Below are 25,403 nucleotides of genomic sequence, written 5' to 3' on the forward strand. Positions count from 1 at the left end.
CCCGTCGAGTTGATCGCGAAATGGTTGCCCTTCACGTCGATGTCATAGCGTTTGATCTTGTCTTTCTTGGTGTTGTAGATGACGATCTGCTCGAGTGGCTTCTTGTCGTCGAGTTTCAGGACGAACCCGGCGTTCGTCGCGTCACCCCAGAACGGGTGTACGCCGTGGTCGCCGGATTTGGTCAGGAGTTTCTTGTCCTTCGACTCGATGTCGATGACGCCGACCTCGTCGTCTTTGTAGATGTGGTAGACCAGATGTGTTCCGGTCGGGTTGATCAGCACATGGTCGACCTTGCCGTCGATGGTCTTGACTGTCGTCTGCTTGCCTGTCTTGACGTCGATCGTGATGAGGTCGGATCTCTTGTCGTCGTCGTAGTTCAGCGACAAGGCGATCGTCTTTCCGTCCGCGGTCAGGGCGACGATCCCTTTGATGTCGTACTTTTTGTCCGCGGTGTAGACGGTCTGTTCCTTGTAGGGGGCGTTCAGGCTGACCCGCTTGATGGTCCTTCCTTCCCGGAAGAAGGCCTCTTCGGTCGCGGGTGAGACGTTGCTGTGGTTTCCGTCCAGTTCGTCGGAGTTGGTCACCTGCCGAAACGATCCGTTCTTCAGTGACATCAGGTACAGGTTCTGAGCGCCGTCGCGGTCGGACATGAACACGACCGAGTTCATCGAAGGAACGTACGGATCGACACCGAGGTACATCTTGTTGTCGAGATCGTTCGACGTCGTAAGTTGCTGGACCTCGTACTTCGGATCCAAAGCCTTGAGCGTTTTCCACTCCGCGTCGTACCGCTTACCCTTTTCCCCGTGGCTGCCCGAAGCCTGGGCATAGCCCAGCGACGGCAAGCTGAGTAGGCTCATCGATAGTACAACCGTCAAGAATTTCGTCTGCGCACGCTTCATGAACTTGCACTCCTCGGTCAGCGACAACCCATCGACATCACTCACAGTGTGGTTGTGACTACGGAGTGTTGTGTATAGCGTGAGTTGCGTCTGGATCACTTCTGGATCTCACTCCGACTCCGCGCAGCCTGAGTGCTCGACTTTCTACCGTGATCAGCAGGGGTGGTCCTGAGTCCCAGCAAAATCTGTCAAGCGCTGGACGCGAGCCGAAGACCGGGCGCACGGCCCCGACCCGTAGATTTCCAAGCGACCTCGTCGGAGATGGGGTGAACTGAGACACAGTGGGTACAGGACGCCTACGTTGACCAGTGAGGCCTGCAGGCGTTGCGTCATCGAGAGTGCGAGGGTTCTGACCAGCAGCCCTGGCGGTTCGGCGTGGCCGGGTCCGTGTTGAGGCTTACTTCGGTCCCGGCCACGTACCGTCAAATTTGCCCAGGTGGCTCATCCGGGGTTGACGTGGTTCGTGGACAGCAGATGACCAGGTGCTGTTTGCTCAACACCCGGCCGCCACCCGCTTACAGGGTTGTGCGTACTTCAGACCGGACTACCTCTGGGATAGGTGTGCATCACGTCGGCTGAGCGGCATCTGCGGAACCGACGCCTTGACCCGGGCAGGTCGGTGATGTTCGGGCCTCGCCGAGACGCCGCCCACAGATGAAATCCTCAGGGTATTCGTGAACTTGTTCGGACGATGAGGCAAGATACGGATGCTCCGGAAGCGTGGGCGACTGTCGCTATGCGATGGGAGATTCATCCATGCCCCAAGACCACTCGTCGGCGCAGACATTCGCTCGTCTGGCCGCTGAGTTGCACGCGCTCGATACCGTCGAGCTGACGGTGGATGGAGTGGTGCAGTACGCACTGCAGGCTGTGTGGTGTAAGTACGCCTCGGTCGTCTTGATCACCAAGAGCCGACGTCCGGAAGTAGTTGCCGCTACTGACACCAAGCTCGCGGAGTTGTACCGCCTCCAGATCGAAGCGGGCCAGGGGCCGTTGCTCACCACGATCGCCGAAGAGGCCACCGTCTATGTCCCTGACGTGGCAACGGAGGACAGGTGGTCCGATAGCTGGTCTGCTCAACTCGCGCAGGCCGGACTCGCCAGTGCCATCCACCTACCACTCATGGTGGCTGGCCGGGCCCGGGCAGTCCTGAGCCTCTACAGCGACAAGCCGCACGGCTTCGATGCCGACGACTTGGCGGTAGCGCACATTCTGGCTGAGCACGCATCGGTCGCGATCTCTACAGCTCGCCACAACCACTCCATGACCCAAGCTGTGGATGCCCGCCGTCTGGTGGGGCAGGCAATCGGCATCTTGATGGAGCGATTCCAGCTCGACAGTGACCGGGCGTTCGAAGTACTGAAACGCTACTCCCAAGACAGCAACCGCAAACTGCGGGCTGTGGCCGACGAGATCATCGCAACCCGCGAACTACCCGACCGGAAGTGAACCTCGCATCTACATCTGGACAGAGCCGGATCAGTCGCAGACTCGGATTCGATCATCCGCGGGCCGGTACCGAAAGACGTGAATTAGAGCGGCCTAGGCAACGCTCCGCAGTTAGAACCAACGCGTCGCGGGTAGATCGCCGGACTTCCGCTCTCTAGCTCCGGCCGGTGTGTCGTCGCCGGGCGTTCGTCGACGACGCGCCGGCCGGGTCCAACCCCGCGCAGTGCTGCACAGCAGTGACCAACACAACCGACGCGGCTGCAGCATCGGTGGTCCGGACGGCTGACGGAACACAGTGCTGGCGGCCGACCAGGCGAAGAACGCGCTCGATCGCAGCGACGGCCGATAAGCACGACCACTAACCGCAGCACCTCATGCGACGCGATAGGCGGCCAGGACCGCCGGTGACGGTCCTGGCCTCTCGTCATCACACCACGCGAGAGGACAACACCTAATGACCGATCGAGTACGGCCACCCGAACTGCCCCCACCCGCCCCTGAGGAGCTGGCCGCGGTCGCCGTCTTGGCTCGGCACGCGTTCCAGGTTGCTGGCCAGCTGCGACAGCTATCGGAGCGGATGAGCGATCTGGGCTGGCACACCGACGAGTACAGCTATGCCGATCTGAGCCAGATTGCGGACTCGCTGAGTGGAATGAGCGGCCGTGCCGCGATGCACTCTGGCGACACGCACGTCCTGAACGAGGTCACAGGCAAGCCCTGGAAGCTGTTGGGAGGCGATGCGCACTGAGCACCGATAATCCCGCTGGCCGACTGGATCGCCGATGCGATCCCGGTCCGGATCGAAGCTTCGAGGTGACCGTATCCAGGTCGGCTGCTTGAGGCTCAGCCGCGCGGCGGAGCCGGTGGGGTGATCCGTTAGGCCAAGGCAGGTCTCGTGGAGGGGTTGTGCAGCAGTTCGCAGCTGTTTGGCCGGGTACCGGGGGTTCAGCACGAGATCTGTTCTGATCCAGCCGAAGGAGTCAGCGACGGGCAACACAACCGAGTCGGTCGACGTCGATGTCGATGTCTCGACCGCGTACAACCAGCGGACCCAGTTCGAGTCGTTCCCGCAGTTCATGGACGGCGTCGACGAGATCACGCAGCTCGACGACACCCATCTGCCCTGGAAGACCTGTGTCTCGCGAGTTCGACGCCACCGTGACCCCAGCACCCCGACGAGCGGGTCGCATGGAAGTCCGACGACGGCACCAGTCATGCCGGCGTCATCACCTTCCACCGCCTGGGCGACCAGCAGACCCGGGTGACCGCGCAGATAGACATTGACCCTGAAGGGTTCGCTGGGACGGTCGCCGACAAGACCGCATCATCTCCCGGCAGGTCAAATCCGACATGACCAACTTCAAGAAGTTCATCGAGTCACGCGGCGGCGACGAGACCGGCGCCTGGCGCGGAGACGTCAGCAACTGAACACCTTCGTGGGGGTGGCCCATCGCTGAGGTGATGGTCCGGTGTGAGCCCGTAGTGGCGGAACCGGCTGATCGACGGGGACCGAACCTGTCGCGTCAGCCAATGCGCCGATCAGCAGGTTCGGCCATCGTGGATTCACACCCGGCGATCACCTCAGTCACAGGCCAAGGTCCGGCCGGCCCAGCATCACCTGGTTTCACCAGGTGATGCTGGGGGTGCTTGTGCTCGTTGTTGCGAATCGTTCGGCGAGGACGGCGAAGGCGGTGGCCAGTTCTGGTGGGTCGATGACTTCCATGGGTACTTCGAATCTTCCGAATGAGGCGGCCAGGGCACCCCAGGACCATGAGCCTGCTCGGAGGGTGCAGGTGTGCTCGTCGATGGTGGTGACGGTTCCGTCGCCGGCGAAGGGGAGGACCTCGCTGGTGGGGAGGTGAAGGATGACAGTGCCTTCGCAGGGCCATTGGTTGACGTCGGATCCTTTGAAGCGGGCGGAGACGAATTCGTCGGCGTCTCCGCCCGGGACCGGGCGTGGGGTGAAGCGGGGACCGTTGGGTGTGCGTGGGTGGACGCGGTCGACGCTGTAGATGCGCCAGTCGTCGCGGTCGAGGTCCCAGGCGAGGAGATACCACCGGCCGTGAGAGGTGACCAGGTGGTGCGGTTCGGCGCGGCGCGGGGGTGACAGGGCGGCCGGCCGGTCGGCGTCGGCTGTGGCACTGGTGTGAGTGGTGTCGCGAGGGCTGTAGTCGAACCGAAGGGTTTCCCGGTCGCGGATGGCGTCGGCGAGGGTGACGAGCACCTCGAGTGAGATGGACCTGAGCGCTGCGGCGCCAGGTCGGCCGATCGAGGTCACCTTGATGGCGTCGAAGCGGCGCCGCAGACGTGGAGGCATCACTTGACGGATGGTGGCCAGGGCACGGATCGCGGATTCCTCGATCCCGGCTCGGATCGCGGGGGCCGCCTGTAATGCGATGGCGATCGCGATGGTCTGGTCGTCGTCGAAGAGCAGTGGTGGGAGCTCACTGCCCGCGGCGAGTCGGTATCCGCCATCGCGGCCCATGGTGGCTTCGATGCTGTATCCCAGCTCCCGGAGGCGATCGACGTCGCGGCGGACGGTGCGATCGCTGACATCGAGGCGGGACGCGAGCAGCGATCCCGGCCAGTCTCGGCGGGTCTGCAGCAGAGACAACAGGTTGAGCAGCCGCGATGTCGTCGTCATGTCGACCAGATTAGATCGAATTTAGGACAGAAACCGACCTACTGGGCTGTCAGAGTGGATGCATCGCGCCAAACGGGCCGATCTCACGAAGGAGCAAGCAAAGATGACGATCCAGCCGACCACCCACCTCAACTTCCGTGGCGACGCCCGCGAGGCGCTGGAGTTCTACCAGTCCGTGTTCGGTGGGCACCTCGTCGTCAACACCTACGCGGAGTTCGGCATGCCGGCCGACCTGCCCGGCGCCGACAAGGTCGTTTTCGGTCTGGTTGCCGCCGAGAACGGCTTCCGGGTGATGGGCTACGACGTTCCCGGCCAGACCGAAGGCTCGATTACGGGTGGCGGCTCGACGCGGCGGGAGAACAACACCACGGTGACCGACCAGGCCCTTTTCGTCTCGATCGGCTCCGACGCCCTCGACGAGCTCCAAAAGCACTGGGACGCCTTGGCGGTGGACGCCGACATCGTCGAGCCGCTGGCCGCGTCGCAGTGGAGCGCCGGTTTCGGCATGCTCACCGACCGGTTCGGTGTCACGTGGAGCTTCAGCGTCACCGCCAACTAAATCCCTGACCCTGCACAGCGGCGCGTGGGCCGGGTCGATCCGGCTCACGCTGCTGCTTTCATCTGCCCAGACAACTCTGCTCGCGAAGGAACAGCTGTGCTCACTGCCGTGTCTGACATCAACTGGCTCGCCGTCATCACCTCCACCATCGTGTTCGCCGTGCTGGGAGGCGCCTACTTCACGGCCGTCGGCAAGCCCTACAAGGTGGCCTTGGGGAACGAGAACCGGGAACTTCCCAAGCCCGGCCCGATCTTCATCGTCGGGCCACTGATCTCCAGCCTGCTCGTCGTCATCACGACCGCGACCTTGCTGCGCGCCCTGGCGATCGACACCCTCGGCGACGGCATCGTCTTCGGGTTCGTCGTCTCCATCGGTTATCTGGTCGCACAGACAGCGAACATCGCCATCAACCCGAACTTTCCCCGCCCGTTGCTCTACACCGCGATCAACGCCCCCTACTTCATCGTCTGCACGCTGGCAGCAAGCGCGATCCTCACCCTCTGGCAGTAACGCCGCACCCACCCGAAGGAGCACCACGATGAAGATGCGCCCCCTCGGACGCACTGGACTCCAGGTCAGTCCCTACTGCCTCGGCACCATGATGTTCGGTCCCCTCGGCAACCCCGACCCCGACGACTGCGCACGCATTCTCCACCGGGCACTCGACGGCGGCATCAACTTCGTCGACACCGCTGACGTCTACGGCGGCGGCGAAACCGAGGTCATCCTCGGTAAAGCGCTGACAGGGCGCCGCGACGACGTCGTCCTCGCCACCAAGTTCAGCGGCCCGATGGGCGATGACCCAAACCGTCGCGGCGCCTCCCGCCGCTGGATCGTCACCGCAGTCGAAGACTCCCTGCGGCGGTTGAACGTCGACCACATCGACCTCTACCAGATTCACCACTTCGACCCGGCCACCGACCTCGAAGAAACCCTGTCCGCGCTGACAGATCTCCTGACCGCCGGCAAGATCCGCGCGGTCGGCTCGTCCAGCTTTCTCGCCTCCGACATCGTCGAAGCACAGTGGATCAGCCAACGAAACGGCCTGGCCCGTCTGCGGACCGAACAGCCCAGCTACTCCATCCTTGCCCGCGGCATCGAACGCGACATCCTGCCCGTCTGCCACCGCTACGGCATGGGTGTCCTGACCTGGAGCCCACTGGCCTGGGGACTCCTCACCGGCAAACACCGCCCCGGACAGAACGCAAAGGTCTCACCAGGCCGGGCGAAGTGGGGACCACAGCACATGAGCGACCAGAACAAAGCCGCCGCCGTCGAGCAACTGGTCCCCGTCGCCGAACAGGCGGGTATCTCGATGACACACCTGGCGATGGCGTTCACCATGGCACATCCCGCCGTCACCTCAGCCATCATCGGGCCGCGCACCTTCGACCAGCTCGATGATCTCCTCGCCGGAGCAGACCTCAGCCTCAGCGACGACATCCTCGACCGCATCGACGAGATCGCTCCCCCCGGCACCGATATCGGCGTCAGCGAAGTCAGCTACGTCCCACCCTCACTGTCCAACACGACCCTGCGCCGCCACTCCATCAGCGACCGCGCCGCGGCATGAGAACAACAATCACGCCGCGGCTGCCTCGCCCGGACTGAATTCCGACGTGCTGAGTTCGTGGGCGACGTCCCAGTCAGGTGCGAAGAGCTGATCGGCTCGGAAACCTGTTGCGCTGAACTTACCGTCACTGATTTGCTGGCACGCATGGTTGACCTGAAGCGGACGGAGTACCCACTGTCGTCCAAGTACGACGCCGCTTGGTTGCTCAGCTGCGACATGGGGCCCAATCCGCTGTGGCTGCTCGAAGATCTCGCGCGCGATCTCGACCTGAAGTCCGGCATGAAGGTACTCGATCTGGGCTCCGGTAAGGGCGCGACCTCGGTCTTTCTGGCGAGAGAGTACGGCGTACAGGTCTGGGCGGCCGATCTCTGGGTTGATCCCTCGACCGTCGCAGCCAACTTCGATGCCCAAGGCGTCGACGCCGTCGCAATCAAGGCCGAGGCTCACGCGCTTCCGTTCGCCCACGAGTTCTTCGACGCGATCGTCTGTATCGATGCCTTCGAGTACTTCGGTACCGATGATCACTATCTTGCCTACCTGACCACGTTCCTCAAACCCGGCGGCCAACTCGGCATCGCCACCCCCGCGATGGTCCGCGAAATCCGCGACCTCGGCCATATACCCAAGCACATCAAAGAGCTGGTCGGTTGGGAGGCAACCGCCTGGCACACAGCAGACTGGTGGCGCTTTCACTGGGCGACCACCGACCTGGTTGAGGTTGTCTCCGCCCGCCTCCAGGAATCCGGTTGGCGCGACTGGCTCGCCTGGGCCGAAGCGAGTTCGGAACACAACGGCATCCCGGACGGCAGCTTGGAGATGCTCCGAGCCGACCAGGGCGAGTACCTGTCCTTCGCCCTTGTCTCCGCCCGCAAAACGAGCAAGACGCCGACCTGACCACAACGCTCGGTCGGCGCTGGGCTCCGGTGCGGATTCAATTGTCCGAACGACTTCCCCGTCAATCGGTTTCCCGGTCGGTGGAGCGACTTGCACGAAGTGATCCCGCGTGTGCGGTGACGGAAGTATCCCCGCGGGTCTTGAGCAGACTGGCGATCACCACAACGACGAGAATGGTGATGATGACGCCGAGGCTGATCGGTGTCGGTACCTCCGGGATTCGCTTGTCGATGTCTACGTGAGCCCAGTGCAAGATCAGCTTGACGCCGATGAAAGCCAGAATGATCGCTAGTCCGGCGGACAGATAGACGAGGCGGTCGAGCAGTCCCTTGACCAGGAAGAACAGTGCCCGCAGGCCGAGCAGAGCGAACGCGTTGGCGGTGAAGACGATGTACGGCTGCTCGGTGACGCCGAACACTGCCGGGATCGAGTCGAGGGCGAACAGCAGGTCGACGCCACCGATCGCGACGAGGACTACGAACAGCGGGGTGACCAGTCTCCGGCCGTCCAGCCGCGTGAACAGTTTGCCGCCGTTGTATTCGTCACTCACCGGGAGAACTCGGCGCGCTGTCTTGACGATGACGTTGTTCTCGACGTCGGGATCCTCGTTGCGGTGGCGAAACAGCTGCAAGGCCGTGTAGAGCAGCAGCGCGCCGAAAACGAGGAACATGAAAGAGAACAGTGACAGCAGCGTTGCGCCCACTGCGATGAATATTCCTCGCATCACCAGGGCGAGCAGGATGCCGAAGGTCAGCACTTTGTGCTGGTGTTCCTCCGGGACAGCAAAGGTAGCCATGATGATGACGAAAACGAAGAGGTTGTCGACCGAGAGACTCTTCTCGACGATGTAGCCGGCGAAGTACTCCGCTCCGAACACCGAGCCGTGGGCGCTAAGGAACCACAGCCCGAACCCGACAGCGACCAGTACGTAGAAAACAGACCACGCGGCGGCCTCTCGGAAGCCGACCCGATGCGGACGCACTGCTGCGACCGCCAGATCTACGGCAAGGAGCACGATGATGACGCCGATGGTCGTCATCCAGGTCACCGCGCTGATATCGAGCACTCGCCCTCCAGTTGTCCTCGGCAAGAGTCCGGCAGTTGGAAGACCGACCGTACACGCCGCATCCAGTCGCAGGGCCGAGCCTGGAGGCCGATGTCGTCTTCCCGGAGATGTCGTAGGGGATTTGTTGTTGACAGCACCTATCTCCGTGGTTTCACCACCTCCCGCGAGTTCTGATGGCCTCGCTGATGTGGGCGACGCCTCCGTGGCAGATGTCTCGACGCGATCGCCTCAACAGCAAGCGACCGATCAAGGAGCCCACACCATGTGGGCCTCTTGTCCCGCCGTTTCCAGCTGTGGCTGGTCGCGCGGACCGCTGGCACGTGACCACAGTCACAATAACCAACCTGCCACCAGGCCGTGACGAACCGGCACCAGCCGCTGTCTGACCAGTAACACCTTAAAGTCGTTACCAGAAACGCGAATCCGGAGGAAGATCGATGACCACCACTACCTCGAAGAAGACCACCGCGGTCGCGCCCGTCACCGGGACCGGAGTCGTTGCCGACAGCACCGGAGTGGTGGACGGCGGCCGGACCAGCATCGCCGACGTCGTCGTCTCCAAGATCGCAGGCATCGCGACCCGCGAGATCTCCGGCGTCTACGACCTCGGTGGTACGGCGGCTCGCACGGTCGGCATGATCCGCGACCGGATCGGCACCAAGACGAACCTGTCGCAGGGTGTGTCGGTTGAGGTGGGCGAGACCCAGGCTGCAGTCGACCTGCAGATCATCGCCGAGTACGGCGTCAGCATCGCGGACTTGGCCACCGCGATCCGCGGCAACGTGATCTCCGCGGTCGAGCGGATGACCGGCCTCGAGGTGACCGAGGTCAACATCTCGGTCTCCGATGTCCACCTCGAAGGCGACGACGAGACGACCGACGAGGCTGAAAGCGGCCTGGCTGAGCGCCATGTGCAGTGACTGTCCCCACAATTGATCCCACCGCCAGCGCGTGAGATCGACTTGGCCGAGCAGATCGCTGCCGCGGCCCGGATGGTTCCCGGAGTCGCCACCTGCACGGTGGCGCCTTCGGACAGGTCGCTACTTATCTGCCCGGCCTTGGCGAAGAAGATGACCTGGTGGTACTTCGCACCGATCACATCTCACCGGATCGGGCGGGTCGGCGCAGGGATCAACTGCCGGTGTCGGACCAGTGATTCGCGTCGTCGGTGGCGATGGGGCCGTAGTGCTTCAGGCCGTAGGTCGCGCCGACCTTGATGAGGTCGGGGTTCAAGCCTGATCTGGGCGTCGAGGTGATGGTTGTCGGGGGGCCGGTCGTGTTGGCGACAGTGATCGTGGCGGCTGTCCAGACAGTGGTCCAGTCGACCGCCATCCGGTAGCAGTGGCGGCTGTTGGCCGACGGCGAGGTCTTGTTGCCGTAGATCACCAATGCCTTCGCCAGTGCGGTTGCCGCGTTGGCCGAAGCTGTCCGGTCCGGATTGCCGTTGGCGTCTGAGTGAACCCAGCAGATGTCCACGCTGGGCTGACCGGCAGAAGGCACGAACGCGGGGACGGTGGCCGGGTCCAGGTTGTCTCTGGAGATCTTGTAGCTCCATTGCATCAGGTAGGCGCGCTGGAACGAGCGGAAGGTCGAGATGACGTCGACGTCTATGCCGGCCATCCGCATCGCGTTCTTGAATGCGTAGGCATTCGTCCGGAACGGTTCGGCGAGTTCGTCCATCGATCCCGATTTCGGGAATTTCGGCTCCCAGGACGCACCGCTGAGATGGTTGGTGTCGCAGGCCAGATAGGTGAACTCCACGGATCCGTCGGACCAGAAACAGCCGCCGCTGGCGGAACCTGTCACGGAGATGACGAATTTCTGCTGTTTGCCCTTGAAGGGGTTCTTGTGGGTCGCCGCCAGAGTGAATCCGTCGGTACTCGATCCGGGGACCACGACGTTTTGCGGTGTGGTGCCGTCACCCCAATCGATCTTGGTGGTGAAGGTACACCGAGACGTGTCGCCGACGGTGTAGTAGAAGATCCGCACCGTCGGGTTGGAGCTTTCGCATGTTCCTACGTCTTTGAAGTCACATTGTGTCACCGCGGCCGTGGTCGCCGACCGGTTACCGGCCCGCAGCGATGCTCCGGGTCCGGATCCGGCCGTCGCGGACAACAACGGCATCAGACTCGCGGCTACCATCGCCAAAAGCACCACGAGAACTCGGAACCGCATTCGTACGAACGATTGTTTCCTGTTCACTTGGACATCGACCTCCGTTGTCGTTGAGGGTCCGAGAATCTCTCGGCCGGCGTCTGCTGTCGCCGGATCCGAACAGATCCGAACGGAAGACGGAGCTGCCCTGAATGACAGGAAGGCTCAGAGAGGAGGTCTGGTATGACGGGTGAAGGCGTTCCCGAGCCCGACGGCGCGCACAACCTGGACGATTTCGCGAGCGCGTTGGTGCAGCTCCGCGAATATGCCGGACTGCCGTCGTACGGCGAACTCGTGCGTCGAATAGCGCGGATCCGGGCGGCCCGGGGCTTGCCGATCGGGGAACGGGCGCCAGGCCGGGTGACCGTGTACGAGTGTTTCCAGCCGGGACGGCGCCGGGTTGACGTCGCTCTGGTCACCGATCTCGTGCTGGCGCTCGGGCTCGCTGAGGACGAGGCCGCCCGTTGGAGCCGGGTGTGCCGCCAGCTCCAAGGGCGGACCGCGGGCGTCGTCGCGACGCGATCTACGTTGCCGCCGCCGGTGCCGACGTTTGTGGGGCGAGCCGACGAGATGGCGGCCTTGCTGGCCGCGACGGGTCCGGTCGTCATCGACGGGATGGCGGGATCGGGGAAGACCCAGTTGGCGCTGCGGGCTGGGCAGCAGTTGAGCGATCGCGGGTTGATTGACCTGGTGTTGTTCGCAAACCTGCGCGGCCACGATCCGCAGCGGTCGGCGGCGGCCCCTGCGGCTGTGATCGACCAGTTCCTGCAGATCCTGAAAGCGCCGACCGCTAGTGGTGCGTCGCGGACTGAACGGTTCCGGCAGTTGGTCGCCGGGCGGCGCGTCCTGGTCGTGCTCGACGACGCGGCCACCGCTGACCAGGTACTACCGCTGCTGGCTCCGGGCCGGATCTGGATCACCAGCCGGCGGGATCTCGGACGTCTCAAGGGCGCCGGCCGGATTCAGGTGCCGCCGTTGGGCGGCCGGGACACGCTCGAACTGCTCGGCGCCATCGCCGGGCCCGCCCGGTTCGTCGACGACGCGGCCGCGGGCGACATTGTCCGGCTGACCGGCGGTCTCCCGCTCGCGGTGAGTCTCGCAGGCGCCCAAATCGCCCGCCAACAGAGTTGGAGCCTGGCCGATCACCGTGATCGACTCCAGTTGCGCAGGCGTCAACTCCGCCTCGACGACGGGCTGACGGCGACCCTTGACGTCTCGTACGCCGGTCTCGCCCGCCGCACACAGGCGATCTTGCGAGCAGCGGCGCTACATCCCGGCGACCAGATCGGAACCGCGGAGATCGCCGTCCTCGCCGGCACCGACACAGCCACCGCCCGCTTCGAGCTGACTGTGCTCCAACGGGAGAACCTCGTCCTGCGGGTCGGGCCCGATCGTCATCTCCTCCACGACCTGGTCCGCGCGCACGCGACCCTTCAAGCTCTCGAGGAGGACTCCGCGACCAGCCGGCACGGCGCGCTCAACCGCCTGCTCGACCACTACATCCGGCGCTGCGTCACCGCGATGACAGCACTCCACCCTCAGCACGAAGCGGACTGGCACAACCTCCCCACGGCACCCGAGGACCTTGGCGAGCAGGCTGATCACTGGCTCGACGGCGAACTCCTGAACATCCTCGCCGCCGTCCGGGCAGCGATCGAGTGCGACCAGCCCGAGCGCGCGGTTCAGCTGTGGGTGCTGGTCGCCTGGCGCCTTTACCACCACGGGCAGCATGTCGACCAGCTCTCCATGTACGACGCCGTCAGCCTGGCGGCCGAACGCTGTGGAAATACCCAGGCGGCGGCGTTGATCGAGCGAAACTGCGGGTATGCGGCCAGCCGCCACGGCGACGACGCGCTGGCTCGGCGGCACTACCACTCTGCGCTGGCTTCGTTCCGCACCCATCAGGACAGGCGCAACGAAGCGGCGGTCCTCAACGGTCTCGGCGGGCTCGACATCTACAGCGGTGAGCCGGATCGAGCGATCGAGCACCTGACCCAGGCGATCCGGATCCAAGACCAACTTGGCCGGCGCAGCACCGCGGCGCTGAACAATCTCGCCGTTGCCTACTTCCGGACCGGACGCCACGACGAGGCGATGCAGTGCTACGAGCAGTCCATCCGGCTGTCGAACGAGACGGGTGACCTGCCGATGCTCAGGGTCGCGTTGTCCAACTCCAGCGGCCTGGCTATCTCCCTGGGCCAGCTGAATCGTGCCACCGAACTGGCAACCTAGGCACTCGAGCTGGCTCGGCGCCTGAAGAGCCGGAGCGGGGAAGGCCAGGTACTGATCAACATCGGCTGTATCGAGGCAGCCCAAGGCCGGTATCCGGCCGCGATCAGGACGCTGCGTCAGGCGATTGCTATAGGCAATGAACTTGGCGACCGCCACCTCGAGGTCCTGGGTCGCAACGAGCTGGGCCAGGTGCTGACCACCACGGGAGCCACCGACGAGGCATGGCGCGAACATGATCTCGCCGAGACCATCGCCACAGACATCGGCGACCACTACGAACTGGCTCGCGCCCACGACGGCCGCTCGGCGCTGCTCGCCGGTGCTGGTCAGCACGTGGCCGCGAGGGCGCACGCCGTACGGGCCTTGTCTCTGTACGACGAGCTCAGGGTTCCCGAAGCCGCCGCCTTGAGGACCAGGCACGGTTTATAGCTTCCGGTCCGACCGTAACTTCGGCGAGGCGAACGACAACTTGGCCTGACGCGGCCGATTGGAGCTTCATGCATTATTGACCGAACTGGCGGGCCGGCGAACTGTTGTCGTCGGCCGGAGCCCGCGGCACGACGCCGGCACATGGTTGGGAGCAGAGGACTGTGATGGAAACCGCGAAGCGCTTGATAAATCGTTACGCACATGGCTTCTGGGAACCCATCAGGACCGGTGCTTCCGGTGCCGAAGTGTATCGACTCTGGGGAGGCCAGCACCTGTTCGTAAAGGTGGACCGTGATTAGGCTGAGATCGCCGCCGAGGCAGACCGGTTGGCCTGGCTGGCAGGGCGAGGCGTAGCCACAGCGAAGGTTGTCGACCACGGCCAGAACGAGGAGTCCGCCTGGCTGGTCACCGAGGCGGTGACGGGTATCACCGCGGCCAGTTGGCCGAGCGGCGACCTCGCAACAGTCACTCGATCGCTCGCCGATGCAGCCAGGATGCTGCATTCACTGCCGATCGACGGGTGCCCGTTCCGTCGCGATCTGGCGACTACGGACTTGCTTGCCTCGGCTCGGGTCGAGGCCGGCTTGGTTGACCTGGATAATCTGGAGGACCAGTACGACGGCTGGACGGGTGGGCAGTTACTCGATGAACTTCGACGAATCCGGCCGACGGACGAGAACCTGGTCGTGTGTCACGGTGACCTGACTCCGGACAACGTCTTGGTCGACCCTGACAGCGGGCAGCTCACCGGCTTGATCGACGTCGGCGGCCTCGGTCTTGCCGACCGCTGGCTCGACCTCGCGATTCTCTACCGTGAGCTGAGCGATGGCCCCTTCGACCGGTCGCACGCAGCGCAGTTCCTCCGACGGTACGGCGTGACGTCGGACCCGGCGAAAATGTCGTACTACGTCTTGTTGGACGAGTTCTTCTGATCAGTTTCGACGGCGCGTCGGTGCGATCAGGGAGGTCTGAGCGCCAGGGCCTCGATAGGCATCGGCAATCGTCTTCAGTGGCAATCGGTATTGGACTGTGCCCAGCGGATCGCGCTCTACTGGAGCCTAGCCAGTGGTTGCCCACTGCAAACACTGGAGGTAGAACCATTCGCAGGCACACTCGTTCACTGCTCGCGACGCTGGCCGTGCTCACGGTCGCCTCGGGTACCGCCTGCGGTACCGACCCGGTCAGCTCGGCGAACCCGGTCAGCAGCCAGACAGCCCCGCCTGCCTCCCCGCCGCCGACTGCGCCTTACATCGCGGAGTTCGAGCGCCTCGAAAGCGACTTTGCCGCGCGCCTGGGCGTCTACGCGGTGGATACCGGCGACGGCCGCGAAGTGGCACACAACGCAGATGCTCGCTTTCCTCATGCCTCGACGTTCAAGGCGATGGCTGCGGGGGCCGTGCTCCGCAAGCACAAACTGGGGGGTCTGGACAAGCTGGTCAAGTACTCCAAGGCCGACCTGCTGCCGAACTCGCCGATCACCGAGAAGCACACCGAACTCACACTGGCCGACCTGTGCGATGCCGCCGTTCGCTACAGTGACAATGCGGCCGCGAATCTCCTCCTGGAGGACCTCGGCGGGCCCAAGGCGCTCCAGGCCGTCCTGCAGCAGCTCGGTGACGACGTGACGCGGATGGAACGCAACGAGCCCGGACTGAACCAGTGGGATCCGACAAAGGCTCGTGACACCACGACGCCGCGGGCCTTTGCCCGGGACCTGCGGTCCTTCGTTCTCGGCACCGCTCTCGACAAGCCCGAGCGTGGCCGTCTCACTACATGGCTCAAGACCAACACCACCGGCGCCAAGCTGATCCGAGCGGGCGTACCCGCCAATCGGATGGTCGGTGACAAAACGGGTGCGCCTGCGACGTACGGCGGACGCAACGACATCGCCGTCGTCTGGCCGCCGAACCGTGAACCGATCGTCATGGTGGTCTACTCGAACCGGCTGGAATCCGAGGCCGATTCTGATGACCGACTGGTCGCCGAGGCCGCGAAGGTCGTCGCTCGCACCCTCGGCTGATCACCCGCACCCAGCAGGTGTCGATGACAACTCCGTGAAGCCCAGGACGTGACCCATTGAAGGCTCAGGGTTGGACTCGTCCGTCGCACCGGAACCGCGGGTGTGGCGGGTTTCGCGGATGATCTGAAAGTCCGCGCGGCCGGCGATGGAACATGGCACACAGTGCCGGGGCTCTCAGGTCGTGTGGTCGAAGGCTGCGCGACGATCTTTGCCGTTCATGGCGGTGATCATGCTGGGATAGTCCAGCAGGTCGATGTTGCTGGCCGGCTTGTCGATGACTTTCATCAGGGGGCCGATGAGGGACAGTGCTGAGAACAGCAGGTTGCGGAGGAAGATACCTTTTCGGGTGGCTGGAGCCAGGAGCCGGCCGGCGTTGATTTTCTGCGAGACTGCGGCGTAGTCCCGGATCTTTTGTTCGTAGCAGGCGAAGGCGGTCGCGTGGTTGCCTTGGGCAAGGGCTAGTTCGCCGGCCAGGACGTAGGCGCCGACCATGGCCAGGCCGGTGCCGAATCGCTCGTTGTACGGCGGCCGGGACCTCCTGCGCGCAGCTCGGTTCGTAGCTCCACTTGATCCAGGGCTCGACCAGGGTCACCGCTCGCGGAGACGAGAAGCCCGGCTCACTCACCGCCATGTCACGGCGCGCCTGACCGGCGATGACGATCAGCGGAGTGTTGTTCCGGTACGCCGTTGCCAGGTTGCCCATCCCGTTGCCGACTCCTGCCGCGGAGTGCAGGTTGACCACGACCGGAACGCCGACAATGGCTGATAAGCCTGCCGGGTAGTACCCAGGTACTACCTGCGGGCCGGCTCAGTACTCCAGACCGACGCGACCACTCCCGGGTCGTTCATAACGTCGGGCCATGGCACAGAAAAGGAAGTCGGCCCGCGCCGTTCGTAGAGCCGCCGCACTTGGCGGGTGCGTTCTCGTGGGTGCTTCACTGGCCATCATCTGGGCAGCAAAGGCTGGTGCGGATCGCTCGCTGTACGTCAGTGGACTGGGAGCGGATGGTGAACCGACCGCAGGTGTGTTCGAGTTCGCGTTGCTGCTGTTGGTTGCCGGGGGCTACTCGGTTGCCTGGGCATTGCACGATGTTGTCGACGGTGCCGGCCCAGTCGGGCGGTGGACGCCGAGCCTGTCGCTGATTGTCTCGTCGTCTCTGTTTCTCGTGGCATCGCAGGTTCCCTGTACCGCGGGCTGCCCTGTTCCGGTGGGGGACTCGTTCACTTGGCAGGATCTGACGCATGTCGCCAGTGCTATCGCGGGATTCGCTTTCGCTGCACTTGCCATGATCCAGGTCTCGTTCGCCGGCTCACACCCGGTTCTGAGTTGGCTGTCGCGGGTCTGTGGGGTGCTGGTAGCGGTGGTGGCTGCGGCTGGTGGCCTGTCGAGTCTGTTCAGTTTCCGGACCGATATCGGGAGCATGCTCGAGTTCGTGGCGATGACCGTTGCCATGTCCTGGCTCGCGCTGACGGGCCTGGTAACGGCGGTCGAAGGGGCCGAGCCGGTCCCAAAGGATGCTGAGCGCAACGATCTGGTCGGCGCCGGAAAGCGCTGATCAGCATGTCGATGCTGGGTACAGTGGCACCGTGCGATCGCAAGTGACAGTCGGCGGAGTGGAGCTGCCGCAGCCGCCGGGTGCCTTACGGCGGTTCTGGAGCGCTCATCCACGTCTCACCGACGTACTCGTCTCTGTCGCGTACTTCGGGACTGCGTCGGTGTGGGCCTTGATCACGCCGTTGTCATCAGGACGCTGGGAACCGATCCAAACAGTGATCGTTGCGATGGCAGCCGTGGTTCTGACCGCCGGGGCGCTGCTGGTACGACGCTCTCGTCCGCGGATGACTTTTGCCGTGGCGACCTCTGCCGCTCTGCTCGGGCTGACTGTCGACAACGTGATCGACCCGCAGGGGATGGCCTTGGCCGTCTACGCATTGTTCGTTTACAGGTCGAATCGCAGTGGCTGGCGTGCCTTCGGTGTGGTGGTCGTGATCGGCGTGGTGATCCGGCCGGCCGTCTCGGTCGTCCTGCGGGAGACACCACTGTCAGCCGTCTCGGTCACGGTGTCCTCGCTGCTCTACATCATCGTGGTGCTGACGGCCGCTCTGGTCGGTGTCTCCGTTGCCGGTCGGCGCCGCTACATTCAGAGTCTCGTCGATCGCGCCGCCCAGTTGGCGGCCGAGCGTGATCAGCAAGCCCGGATCGCCACCCTTGCCGAACGCGCCCGGATCCTGCGTGAGATGCACGACGTGTTGTCGCACAGTCTGTCGGTGATGGTCTCGTTGGCCGACGGTGCCGCTGCGCTGGCGTCGAGGGATCCGGAGCGATCGCGGGAGGCGGTGGAGGAGATCGGTGCGGTCGGGCGGCAGTCTCTGTCGGAGATGCGACGACTGCTCGGAGTACTGGGCACGGAGAACCCGACCGAGCGGCCAGTGGACGACTCGACGCAACCGAGCCCAGGCATCGGTGAACTGGACGGGCTGATCACGACCTTCCGCGCCGCGCAACTGCCGGTCAGTTTGCGATTGTCCGGTCGGCCTCCGTCGTCGCCGACGGCCCAGAACACGATTTACCGCATCGTCCAGGAGTCGCTGACCAACGTTCTGCGCTACTCCCGCGCTCCTCGTCACGTGACGGTGGAGGTCAGCAGTGGAGTGGATGGTACGTCGGTGGCGATCACCGACGACGGAGTGGCGGGCCTGGCGACCGAGTCGGTGGGTCTGGGCCGTGGCCTGATCGGGATCCGCGAGCGTGCGAGCCTGTACGGCGGCACCGTGTCGGCCGGTCCGTTGCCGGACGGAGCCGGATGGCGGGTCCTTGTCGAGATGCCGCAAGCCGAAGGAGACCGATGACCACCCAGCGGATCCATATTCTCATCGTCGATGACCAGGAGTTGATGCGACGAGGCACCCGGATGCTTCTCGATGCCGAAGACGGCCTGGAGGTGGTCGGGGAGGCCTCCACTGGACAGGAAGCCGTGTACTACGCGGCGGAACTGACACCGGACGTCGTCCTGATGGACGTGCGGATGCCCGGTATGAACGGCATCGAAGCGACGCGAAGGATCGTGCTCGACACACCGCAGAGCAAGGTGCTCGTCCTGACCACGTTCGATCTCGACGAGTTCGCGTTCGGCGGCCTGCGGGCAGGAGCCAGCGGATTTCTCGTCAAGAACGCGCCACCGGCCGAGCTCGTCCATGCGATCAAGGTCGTGGCGGCAGGCGAGGCACTGGTCTCGCCCCGCGTCACGCGCAGCATGCTGGACCATTTCAGTAGCCAGTTCCCACGGGGCGCAGGGGAGGATTCCTCCCTCGCAGATCTGACCGACCGCGAAACGGAGGTGTTCGCCGCGATCGCGAAGGGCATGAACAACGCCGAGATCGCGACCAGCCTGCGGCTGTCCGAGTCCACCGTCAAAACTCATGTCGGCCGCGTTCTGGCCAAGATCGATGCTCGTGACCGGGTTCAGGCCGTGATCATCGCGTACGAACAAGGCCTGGTGTGACCTGTACTGACGACGCCACTTCATCTGTGCCGGGATCAGGATCCGGTCCCGGTGGTGGGCCTGAAACACGTCCGGCTTCTCGGCGAATCCTGGATGGCGCGAGTGACGGTGGGATCGAGTCATTGGCAGCGACAACGATGACAGCACTCCGGTGCGAAGGGCCGGCCGGCAACTACTGGTACTTTGCAGTGTGAGTGACAATCTGCTGAAGCTCGCGGACGAGCTCGTCGAGGTCGGGCGTCTGGTCTCGGGTGACGATGTGACATCCGCGCTGGCTCGTTTCGTCAAACGGGTCGTATCGACCGTCCCGGAGTGTGACGAGGCGATGATCGCTGTTCAGGCGGTCGGTGCGTCCGAGATCGTTGCCCAAGAGCATCGGTTGGCTGGGCAGTTCGATGAGGCAGCGCGCTCGGAGTTGCACATGCGGTTGGTCGACGAGGAGGGGCCGATGTACGAGGCGCTCCGGTTCGCTGAACCGCGGCGGATCGGTGACTTCGCAGCAGAGCGGCGCTGGCCTCGATTCGGCGCGGCTGTGCTGAACGCCGGACACCGGAGCTGCCTGTTCTTCCCGTTGGCATCGACTGGAGCGCAGACCGCTGTCTTCGGTCTGTTCTCGGCCACGCCAGGCGCTTTCTCCGATGTCTCGTACGATCTGGTCCTGTTGTTCGCGCTGCACGCCGGAGTGGCCTTCGACAACGTTCGCCTGTACGACGACAGCAGCAAGCTGATCGAGCAATTGCGGACCGCCCTGGACACCAGGACAGTGATCTCCCAGGCGCAAGGACTTCTGATGCAGCGTTTCGGTATCGCTTCGACAGTCGCTTTCGATGTCCTGAAGCGCCGCTCACAGGACACCAACACCAGACTCCGCGCGCTTGCCGAGAACCTGGTGGAGTCACACCACCATGGCGATCTCGACCAAGAGCTTCGCAGACTAGGTCTCAGCTCGCTCGCCGGCTGACAGTTGCGCCGGGCCGGTGATTAGATGCCGGCCCGCGTGCTCGGTGAGCAGACGATCGACCTCGGTGGTGGTCAGTGCAAGCCGGGCTCGCGAGTCCGCGACGACCGCAGCCCGCCGCGGCAGCGTTGTAGCGGGTCAGCGGGCCTGGCCTGACAGCGATGGAATGCGGCCGTCATATCCTGCACGGCCGAGTCACCGCGGCCGAAGTCACGTTCGACCAGGTGCGTGCGTCTGCTCCCGACCTGGTCGAATCACTCGGTAGTTTCGCGATACAGGTCGGCACGGTCCTCGAGCGCCAGGGCGGCGGCGCGGACGGCGTACGAAGTCGCTGCAACGCTCGGCGAGGCAGCCCAATGAAAGCCGGTCGCGGGCCTCTCCCCGCGGGCTACTCGGCTCTGATCTGGTCCACGTGGACGACGCCGGTGGTGGGCGCGCCGGCACCGTGGCCGAGGTAGAGATTGAAGGCCGTCACGTTGCTGAGGTGCGCTAGGTCAAGAACGGCGCCTGCGTGTCCGGTGTCCCAGGGGGCGGGCTTGAACTGGTCGAAGGGTGCGGTGATCTCCTGGCCGGTGGTGTTCGAGAGCGGGACTCCGTACTCGAAGTAGACGCCGTCGGCAACGATCTGCAGGGTTGCGCCGTTGGTGGAGCCGTCGCCTTGCAGCCAGAGACGGAGCGAAGTGAACGAGGACCAGTTCGCGTCGACAGGCTTGCCGATGCCGGTGTAGCCGGCGCCGGTGAAGTCGTAGGCGTAGGCCAGCCCGTAGGCTCCTGCCGCCTTGTGGGTGGGGGAGAGTGTGGTGGTGTTGGCGTTGATGTGGCTGTAGGCCTCGCTGAGGGTCAGGTCGTCTCCGGCGTACTGTTCGAAGTCGTCGACCCAGCCGGCGGCGAGTGGTGGCACCTCGCCGAGCAGCACCAGGGCCGAGTCGGTGAGGGTCTTCCTGCCGACGGTCGCGCTGATGGCGATGGTGACTTTGCGGTTGTCCAGCCAGTTGGGGTCGATTGTCCAGCCGGCCGAGTAGAAGCCCGCGGCGTCGCGGCGCAGTGGTCTGGCCGGCCCGCCGTTGATCGAGTACGTGACCCGGCTCGCCGATCCAGCGGCGATCCGGGCGCGGATGGTGGTGTGTGTCGTCGTGACCCGTTGACGGTCGGTGGGGGTGACCAGATGCAGAAACGGCTCGTTGCGCACCGGTCGGGTCCGGGGAGAGAACGCTCCGCGGACACCGGAGGCGAAGACGGTGTACGGGTCGTTGGCGAAGGCGGCGAAGTCCGGCAACAGAACGTGCGCCGGTACGCCGTCGTGCGCGGGATAGGGAACGTAGGCGCGGTTGGTGCCGCCGAAATTGGCCCAGGTGAGCATGAAGGCTACCCGGCGCGCCTGCGGATCGGCCTTGATGGCGTTCAGGAGCTTGGTGAACCACTGAGGATCGCTGCCCTCGGGACCTGATTCGCCGAACTCTGTGTAGGCCGCCACCTTGCCGCGTTCGTCGGCCAGGCGGACGACCATCGCAAGATCCTTGACCAGCCCGTCCAGCCAGGCGGCCGAACCCGAGGTGCCGTCGTACGCGTCGTAGCCGAGGATGTCCACGAACTCGTCGCCGGGGTAGGTCTTGAGATACCCGGTCGGATCACCGTTGAAGCTGCTGTTCGGTGAGTACGAGTAGAGCAGGTTGTGCACCTTCTTGGTGTCGCGCAGGTACTCCACGGTGTAGCGATAGATCTCGATGTACTCCGCCGAGGTGGCGTGGCCCGCACCCCACCAGAACCAGCCTCCGTTGTTCTCGTGGAAGGGGCGGAAGATCACCGGGATGGCGGTGCCGTCCGGCCGTTGGGCGCCTTTGACCGCAGCCGCGATGCGGTCGAGAAAGGCGTTGTAGGCGGCGTTCTTCGGTGCTCCGGGCAGGATCTGGCTCACCACCCGGCCGGAGGTGTCGTAGAAGCCGCCGCCGGTGACGAAGTTGGGCAGGTGAGCGCTCAGCGTGTTCAGTCCACCGCGCGCATCTCCTTGTTCGATCGCCGTACTGAGCGCGGCGATGTTGGTGGCCTCGGATCCGCCGGGGATGCCGGGGCGCTCCTGACCCTGCAGGATCAAGGTGTCCCAGCCGAACACTGCGGGGTAGTCGCCCACTCCGGCCAAGGTGTCGGACGCCGTGCCGTTCGGGGTGCTGAAGGTAAAGCCGTGCGAGAGGTCGTGCTGGTGGCCGAACAGGATGCCCTGGCCTTGGGTTCGTTGCAGGTAGGAGAAGAGGGCTCGCGTTTCTGGTGTCGCGTGGTCGTCAGCGATCTGTACTGCGGGCGCTGGGTTCCGTCGTGACTCCGAGGCGTGCCCCGGCACCTGTAGGCCGGAGGTCGAGAGCGCTGCGATCCCGAGAACGGTCAGGGCGCGACGCAGGGCTCGGGTTGAGATGTTGGGCATCGGCGGGCTCCTCTACAGGGCGGGTGTTCGTTGGGCGGTGAGGGTAGCGACGAGTTGGTTGGCGATGCGTAGTACCGGGGGAGTGGTGAGGTCGACCAGCTCGTCGGTGGACGCTGTCGAGACCACGAAGGACGCGGTGGCGCCCGCGGGCAGGTTCAGCAGACCTTGGTCGACGGTGGCGTCGGAGGCGATTCGATCGGCATTGAGGTGAACGGCGACAGCGAGGCTGCGTGCGGTGACGTCGACCCGGTAGCCGCCGGCGATGCGGAAGGCTTCGACATCCAGCGGTGTGGGATCGAGCTCGGCCTGAATGGGCTCGACGAAGAGGTGCACGACGGAGAGATCGTCGACCGTCGCGACGAGTGCCTCACGTCGTTCGTCGACGGCTGACGTCACTGCACCGGGGAGTGCCAACAGTTGCACGCTCCGTGCTTCGACCGCGACGGCCAGGGCCGTCTCGGCCAGTACTGCGCCATCGAACGTCTGACGGTTGACCAGGAGGGTTCCAACGAGTCGCTCGTCGGTGTCGTTGACCACCGCGACAGACAGGGCGCCGTGCCGTTCGACGACGGTCAGCAGGCGCGGCGCATACGCGTCGCGGAGGGCGAACCAGAGCGGCTTGGGGCGTTCCTCGGAGTCGATCGCAGCCCAGGACGTGACCGGCCAGCAGTCGTTCAGTTGCCAGACGATCGACCCGGCGGTCCGTGGCCACCAGGATCGGTAGTGTTCGATGCCGTAGGCAACGGCTCGGGCCTGGTTGAGTTGGGTCGCCCAGTGCCAGTCGGTGAAGTCCTCCGGTACGCCGAGGTGCGGAGTCAGGCCGCGGTCGAGTTTGCCGTTGCCGTCGTCCGCCTTCTGGTGCACGAGAAACACCGGGTCGTCCTTCGTCAGCGGACCGCGATCAGCCGGGTGAACCCAGTCCGTCAGGGTGCGCCAGGCCGGCGGTCCCTGGAAGCCGAACTCCGAGCAGAAGCGTGGGATCTCGCTGCGGTAGATGGTGTAGTCGACCCGGTTCCAGACCTCCCACTGGTGATGCGTGCCGCGGTCCGGATCGTTCGGGTGGTAGTTGGTGCTGCCCGGCGTGTACGGGCTGTTGTCGCAGTACGGGCGGGTCGGGTCGAGCTCGCGGACCAGGCGGGGGAAGAGGTCGCGGGCGTAGTACTCGCCCCACGTGAGGGACGTGCTGTCGGGCTGCTGGAGGCGATCCTTCCAGCCCCAGTCTTCGTGGCCCCAGAGGTTCTCGTTGCCGCCGTTCCACAGCACGAGCGACGGATGCGGCATCAGCCGCACGATGTTCTCGCGCGCCTCTGCCTCGATCTCGCCTCGCAGCGGCTCGTCTTCAGGGTACGCCGCACAGGCCAGCAGGAAGTCCTGCCAGACGAGCATGCCCTTCTCGTTGCACAGCGAGTAGAAGTCTTCCGACTCGTAGATCCCGCCGCCCCAGATGCGTACCAAGTTGACGTTGGCGGCGACCGCTTGGTCCAGCCGGCGGTCGAGCTGGTCGCGGGTGATGCGGGTGACGAAGTGATCGTCCGGGATCCAGTTGACGCCCTTGACGAAGATCGAGCGGCCGTTGACGAGGATGGTGAACGCCTCGCCGAACTCGTCTTCGGACATGTCGACGGCGATGCTTCGGAAGCCGATGGCGCGCGTCCAGCGATCGAGCGGCTGGAGGGCCTGCAGGCGGCCGTCGTACAGTCTGACGGTGAGGTCGGCGAGCGGTTGGGCGCCGTAGGTCGTGGGCCACCACACCGGCGCGTCCGGGACGTCGAGAACGACTTCGGCGCAGAGCTCACCCGGTGCAACGATCGCCGTGGCTCGGTGGGTTCTGCCGGAGGCGGTGACCTCGACGACGACAGTCAGCGGTGCCGATCGAGCGATGTCGGTGCGCTCGAGTTCGATCTGGGCGACGACCTTGCCAGGCGCGGTGTCCGAGCCCGGCGGCAGGGTTCCTTCAGGCCCGAGATCGACGGTCACCGAGGGACGTACCTGGGCGATTCGGGCGGTGCGCCAGCGTTCGACCCGCACTCCCTTCCAGATTCCCGCTGTCCGCAGGTCCGGTCCCCAGTCCCAGCCGAAACTGCAGGCCATCTTGCGCACGAACTGGAACGGGGTGCCGTACGGGTTGGGGCGGTCGCCCGACCGGTCCCTCTGCGCGGAGGCGTACTTCGTCACCGACGTGAAGTCGACGACCAGGTCGCGTTCGGTGCCATCAGCAAGAAACGTCGCGTCGAAGCGGTACGAGCGGTGCATGTTCACCGTTCGCCCGAGCTCCGTTCCACCGAGCGCGATCGTCGCGACCGTGTCGAGCCCGTCAAACACCAGGTCGACCCGTTCGCCCGAGTCGGCGGGTGTCAGCGTCAGCGGGCGCTGGTAGCGCCAGTCCACCCCGAACATCCAGCGCAGCGCGGACTCGTTCGCGTCGAGGTACGGATCGGGAATGATGCCCGCGGCAAGTAGATCGGTGTGGACGCTGCCAGGCACCTGGGCCGGTACCGGCCGAATGATCGTGTCTCGGGCAGGTGCGGGCGCATCGGGTGGCACAGTCGCCGGCAACGCGGTGACGGTCCAGGCGTCGTGGATCGAATCAGTGCGCAAGCGAAG

Annotated in this window: 23 protein-coding genes and 1 pseudogene; 16 read left to right on the forward strand and 8 right to left on the reverse strand. The window is 64.7% G+C overall.

The features are described 5' to 3' along the window. A partial coding sequence (locus AB0P21_RS41085) for a hypothetical protein (RefSeq protein WP_363704972.1) occupies positions 1–860 on the reverse strand: 860 nt, incomplete at its 3' end. 798 nt (positions 861–1,658) lie between these two features. On the opposite strand from AB0P21_RS41085, the gene AB0P21_RS41090 reads away from it, so the two are divergent. The 3 genes from AB0P21_RS41090 to AB0P21_RS41100 all read left to right on the forward strand — a co-directional run bounded on the left by AB0P21_RS41090 (position 1,659) and on the right by AB0P21_RS41100 (position 3,616). Next, positions 1,659–2,351, forward strand: coding sequence for a GAF and ANTAR domain-containing protein (locus AB0P21_RS41090; RefSeq protein WP_363704974.1), 693 nt, complete (start codon positions 1,659–1,661; stop codon positions 2,349–2,351). Positions 2,352–2,805: 454 nt separating this feature from the next. After that, positions 2,806–3,099, forward strand: a complete 294-nt coding sequence (locus AB0P21_RS41095) for a hypothetical protein (RefSeq protein ID WP_363704976.1) — start codon at positions 2,806–2,808, stop codon at positions 3,097–3,099. Positions 3,100–3,277: 178 nt separating this feature from the next. After that, positions 3,278–3,616 carry a hypothetical protein gene (locus AB0P21_RS41100; RefSeq protein ID WP_363704978.1) on the forward strand — a complete coding sequence of 113 codons (339 nt, stop codon included), beginning with the start codon at positions 3,278–3,280 and terminating at the stop codon, positions 3,614–3,616. A gap of 359 nt (positions 3,617–3,975) precedes the next feature. Here AB0P21_RS41100 and AB0P21_RS41105 read toward each other — a convergent pair whose 3' ends face one another. Next, complete coding sequence (locus AB0P21_RS41105; protein WP_363704979.1) at positions 3,976–4,995, reverse strand: WYL domain-containing protein; 1,020 nt, start codon at positions 4,993–4,995, stop codon at positions 3,976–3,978. Positions 4,996–5,098: 103 nt separating this feature from the next. Between AB0P21_RS41105 and AB0P21_RS41110 the strand changes: the two genes are divergently transcribed. From AB0P21_RS41110 to AB0P21_RS41125, 4 genes are all read left to right on the forward strand, one after another. Then, positions 5,099–5,554 carry a VOC family protein gene (locus AB0P21_RS41110; protein ID WP_363704981.1) on the forward strand — a complete coding sequence of 152 codons (456 nt, stop codon included), beginning with the start codon at positions 5,099–5,101 and terminating at the stop codon, positions 5,552–5,554. Positions 5,555–5,662: 108 nt separating this feature from the next. Continuing rightward, entirely contained in the window at positions 5,663–6,064 is a 402-nt protein-coding gene (locus AB0P21_RS41115) for a DUF1761 domain-containing protein (protein ID WP_363704983.1), read from the forward strand. Between the two features lie 28 nt (positions 6,065–6,092). Continuing rightward, positions 6,093–7,127, forward strand: coding sequence for an aldo/keto reductase (locus AB0P21_RS41120; RefSeq protein ID WP_363704985.1), 1,035 nt, complete (start codon positions 6,093–6,095; stop codon positions 7,125–7,127). Between the two features lie 144 nt (positions 7,128–7,271). Beyond that, positions 7,272–8,021 (forward strand): methyltransferase domain-containing protein, encoded by a 750-nt coding sequence (locus AB0P21_RS41125; protein ID WP_363704987.1) that lies wholly within the window; start codon positions 7,272–7,274, stop codon positions 8,019–8,021. Between the two features lie 61 nt (positions 8,022–8,082). On the opposite strand, the gene AB0P21_RS41130 is transcribed toward AB0P21_RS41125, so the two are convergent. Continuing rightward, positions 8,083–9,060, reverse strand: coding sequence for a TerC family protein (locus AB0P21_RS41130; RefSeq protein WP_363704989.1), 978 nt, complete (start codon positions 9,058–9,060; stop codon positions 8,083–8,085). A 464-nt stretch (positions 9,061–9,524) separates the two neighbouring features. Between AB0P21_RS41130 and AB0P21_RS41135 the strand changes: the two genes are divergently transcribed. Continuing rightward, positions 9,525–10,007 carry an Asp23/Gls24 family envelope stress response protein gene (locus AB0P21_RS41135; protein ID WP_363704991.1) on the forward strand — a complete coding sequence of 161 codons (483 nt, stop codon included), beginning with the start codon at positions 9,525–9,527 and terminating at the stop codon, positions 10,005–10,007. A 211-nt stretch (positions 10,008–10,218) separates the two neighbouring features. On the opposite strand, the gene AB0P21_RS41140 is transcribed toward AB0P21_RS41135, so the two are convergent. Continuing rightward, entirely contained in the window at positions 10,219–11,076 is an 858-nt protein-coding gene (locus AB0P21_RS41140) for a hypothetical protein (RefSeq protein WP_363704993.1), read from the reverse strand. A 348-nt stretch (positions 11,077–11,424) separates the two neighbouring features. Between AB0P21_RS41140 and AB0P21_RS41145 the strand changes: the two genes are divergently transcribed. The 4 genes from AB0P21_RS41145 to bla all read left to right on the forward strand — a co-directional run bounded on the left by AB0P21_RS41145 (position 11,425) and on the right by bla (position 15,922). Further along, the gene (locus AB0P21_RS41145) at positions 11,425–13,473 is read left to right on the forward strand and encodes a tetratricopeptide repeat protein (RefSeq protein ID WP_363704995.1); all 2,049 of its coding nucleotides are present in this window, start codon (positions 11,425–11,427) and stop codon (positions 13,471–13,473) included. A 189-nt stretch (positions 13,474–13,662) separates the two neighbouring features. Then, positions 13,663–13,902, forward strand: a complete 240-nt coding sequence (locus AB0P21_RS41150; RefSeq protein WP_363704997.1) for a hypothetical protein — start codon at positions 13,663–13,665, stop codon at positions 13,900–13,902. 305 nt (positions 13,903–14,207) lie between these two features. Further along, positions 14,208–14,834, forward strand: coding sequence for an APH(3') family aminoglycoside O-phosphotransferase (locus AB0P21_RS41155; protein ID WP_363705078.1), 627 nt, complete (start codon positions 14,208–14,210; stop codon positions 14,832–14,834). 206 nt (positions 14,835–15,040) lie between these two features. Next, entirely contained in the window at positions 15,041–15,922 is an 882-nt protein-coding gene (gene bla, locus AB0P21_RS41160) for a class A beta-lactamase (RefSeq protein WP_363704999.1), read from the forward strand. Between the two features lie 174 nt (positions 15,923–16,096). Here the strand turns inward: bla and AB0P21_RS41165 are convergent, their stop codons facing one another. Both AB0P21_RS41165 and AB0P21_RS41170 read right to left on the reverse strand, forming a co-directional pair. Next, positions 16,097–16,414, reverse strand: coding sequence for a hypothetical protein (locus AB0P21_RS41165; protein WP_363705001.1), 318 nt, complete (start codon positions 16,412–16,414; stop codon positions 16,097–16,099). Positions 16,415–16,562: 148 nt separating this feature from the next. Continuing rightward, positions 16,563–16,682, reverse strand: a pseudogene (locus tag AB0P21_RS41170) (thiamine pyrophosphate-binding protein); the annotation flags it as partial. Between the two features lie 166 nt (positions 16,683–16,848). Between AB0P21_RS41170 and AB0P21_RS41175 the strand changes: the two are divergent. The 4 genes from AB0P21_RS41175 (at position 16,849) to AB0P21_RS41190 (ending at position 20,386) form a co-directional block, all read left to right on the forward strand. Further along, the gene (locus tag AB0P21_RS41175; RefSeq protein WP_363705003.1) at positions 16,849–17,478 is read left to right on the forward strand and encodes a DUF998 domain-containing protein; all 630 of its coding nucleotides are present in this window, start codon (positions 16,849–16,851) and stop codon (positions 17,476–17,478) included. Positions 17,479–17,509: 31 nt separating this feature from the next. Next, on the forward strand, positions 17,510–18,772 hold the full coding sequence (locus AB0P21_RS41180; RefSeq protein ID WP_363705005.1) for a histidine kinase: 1,263 nt from the start codon (positions 17,510–17,512) through the stop codon (positions 18,770–18,772). Further along, positions 18,769–19,425 carry a response regulator transcription factor gene (locus AB0P21_RS41185; RefSeq protein ID WP_363705007.1) on the forward strand — a complete coding sequence of 219 codons (657 nt, stop codon included), beginning with the start codon at positions 18,769–18,771 and terminating at the stop codon, positions 19,423–19,425. Before AB0P21_RS41180 ends, AB0P21_RS41185 begins: the two co-directional genes overlap by 4 nt. Before the next feature lie 190 nt (positions 19,426–19,615). After that, positions 19,616–20,386 (forward strand): GAF and ANTAR domain-containing protein, encoded by a 771-nt coding sequence (locus AB0P21_RS41190; protein ID WP_363705009.1) that lies wholly within the window; start codon positions 19,616–19,618, stop codon positions 20,384–20,386. A 385-nt stretch (positions 20,387–20,771) separates the two neighbouring features. On the opposite strand, the gene AB0P21_RS41195 is transcribed toward AB0P21_RS41190, so the two are convergent. After that, positions 20,772–22,799: a glycosyl hydrolase gene (locus tag AB0P21_RS41195; RefSeq protein ID WP_363705011.1), complete on the reverse strand. Its 2,028-nt coding sequence runs from the start codon at positions 22,797–22,799 to the stop codon at positions 20,772–20,774. 12 nt (positions 22,800–22,811) lie between these two features. Next, complete coding sequence (locus tag AB0P21_RS41200; RefSeq protein WP_363705013.1) at positions 22,812–25,397, reverse strand: glycoside hydrolase family 2 protein; 2,586 nt, start codon at positions 25,395–25,397, stop codon at positions 22,812–22,814. Between the last annotated feature and the right edge of the window lie 6 nt (positions 25,398–25,403).

The sequence above is a fragment of the Kribbella sp. NPDC056861 genome (assembly GCF_040687575.1).
Classification (GTDB): Bacteria; Actinomycetota; Actinomycetes; order Propionibacteriales; family Kribbellaceae; genus Kribbella.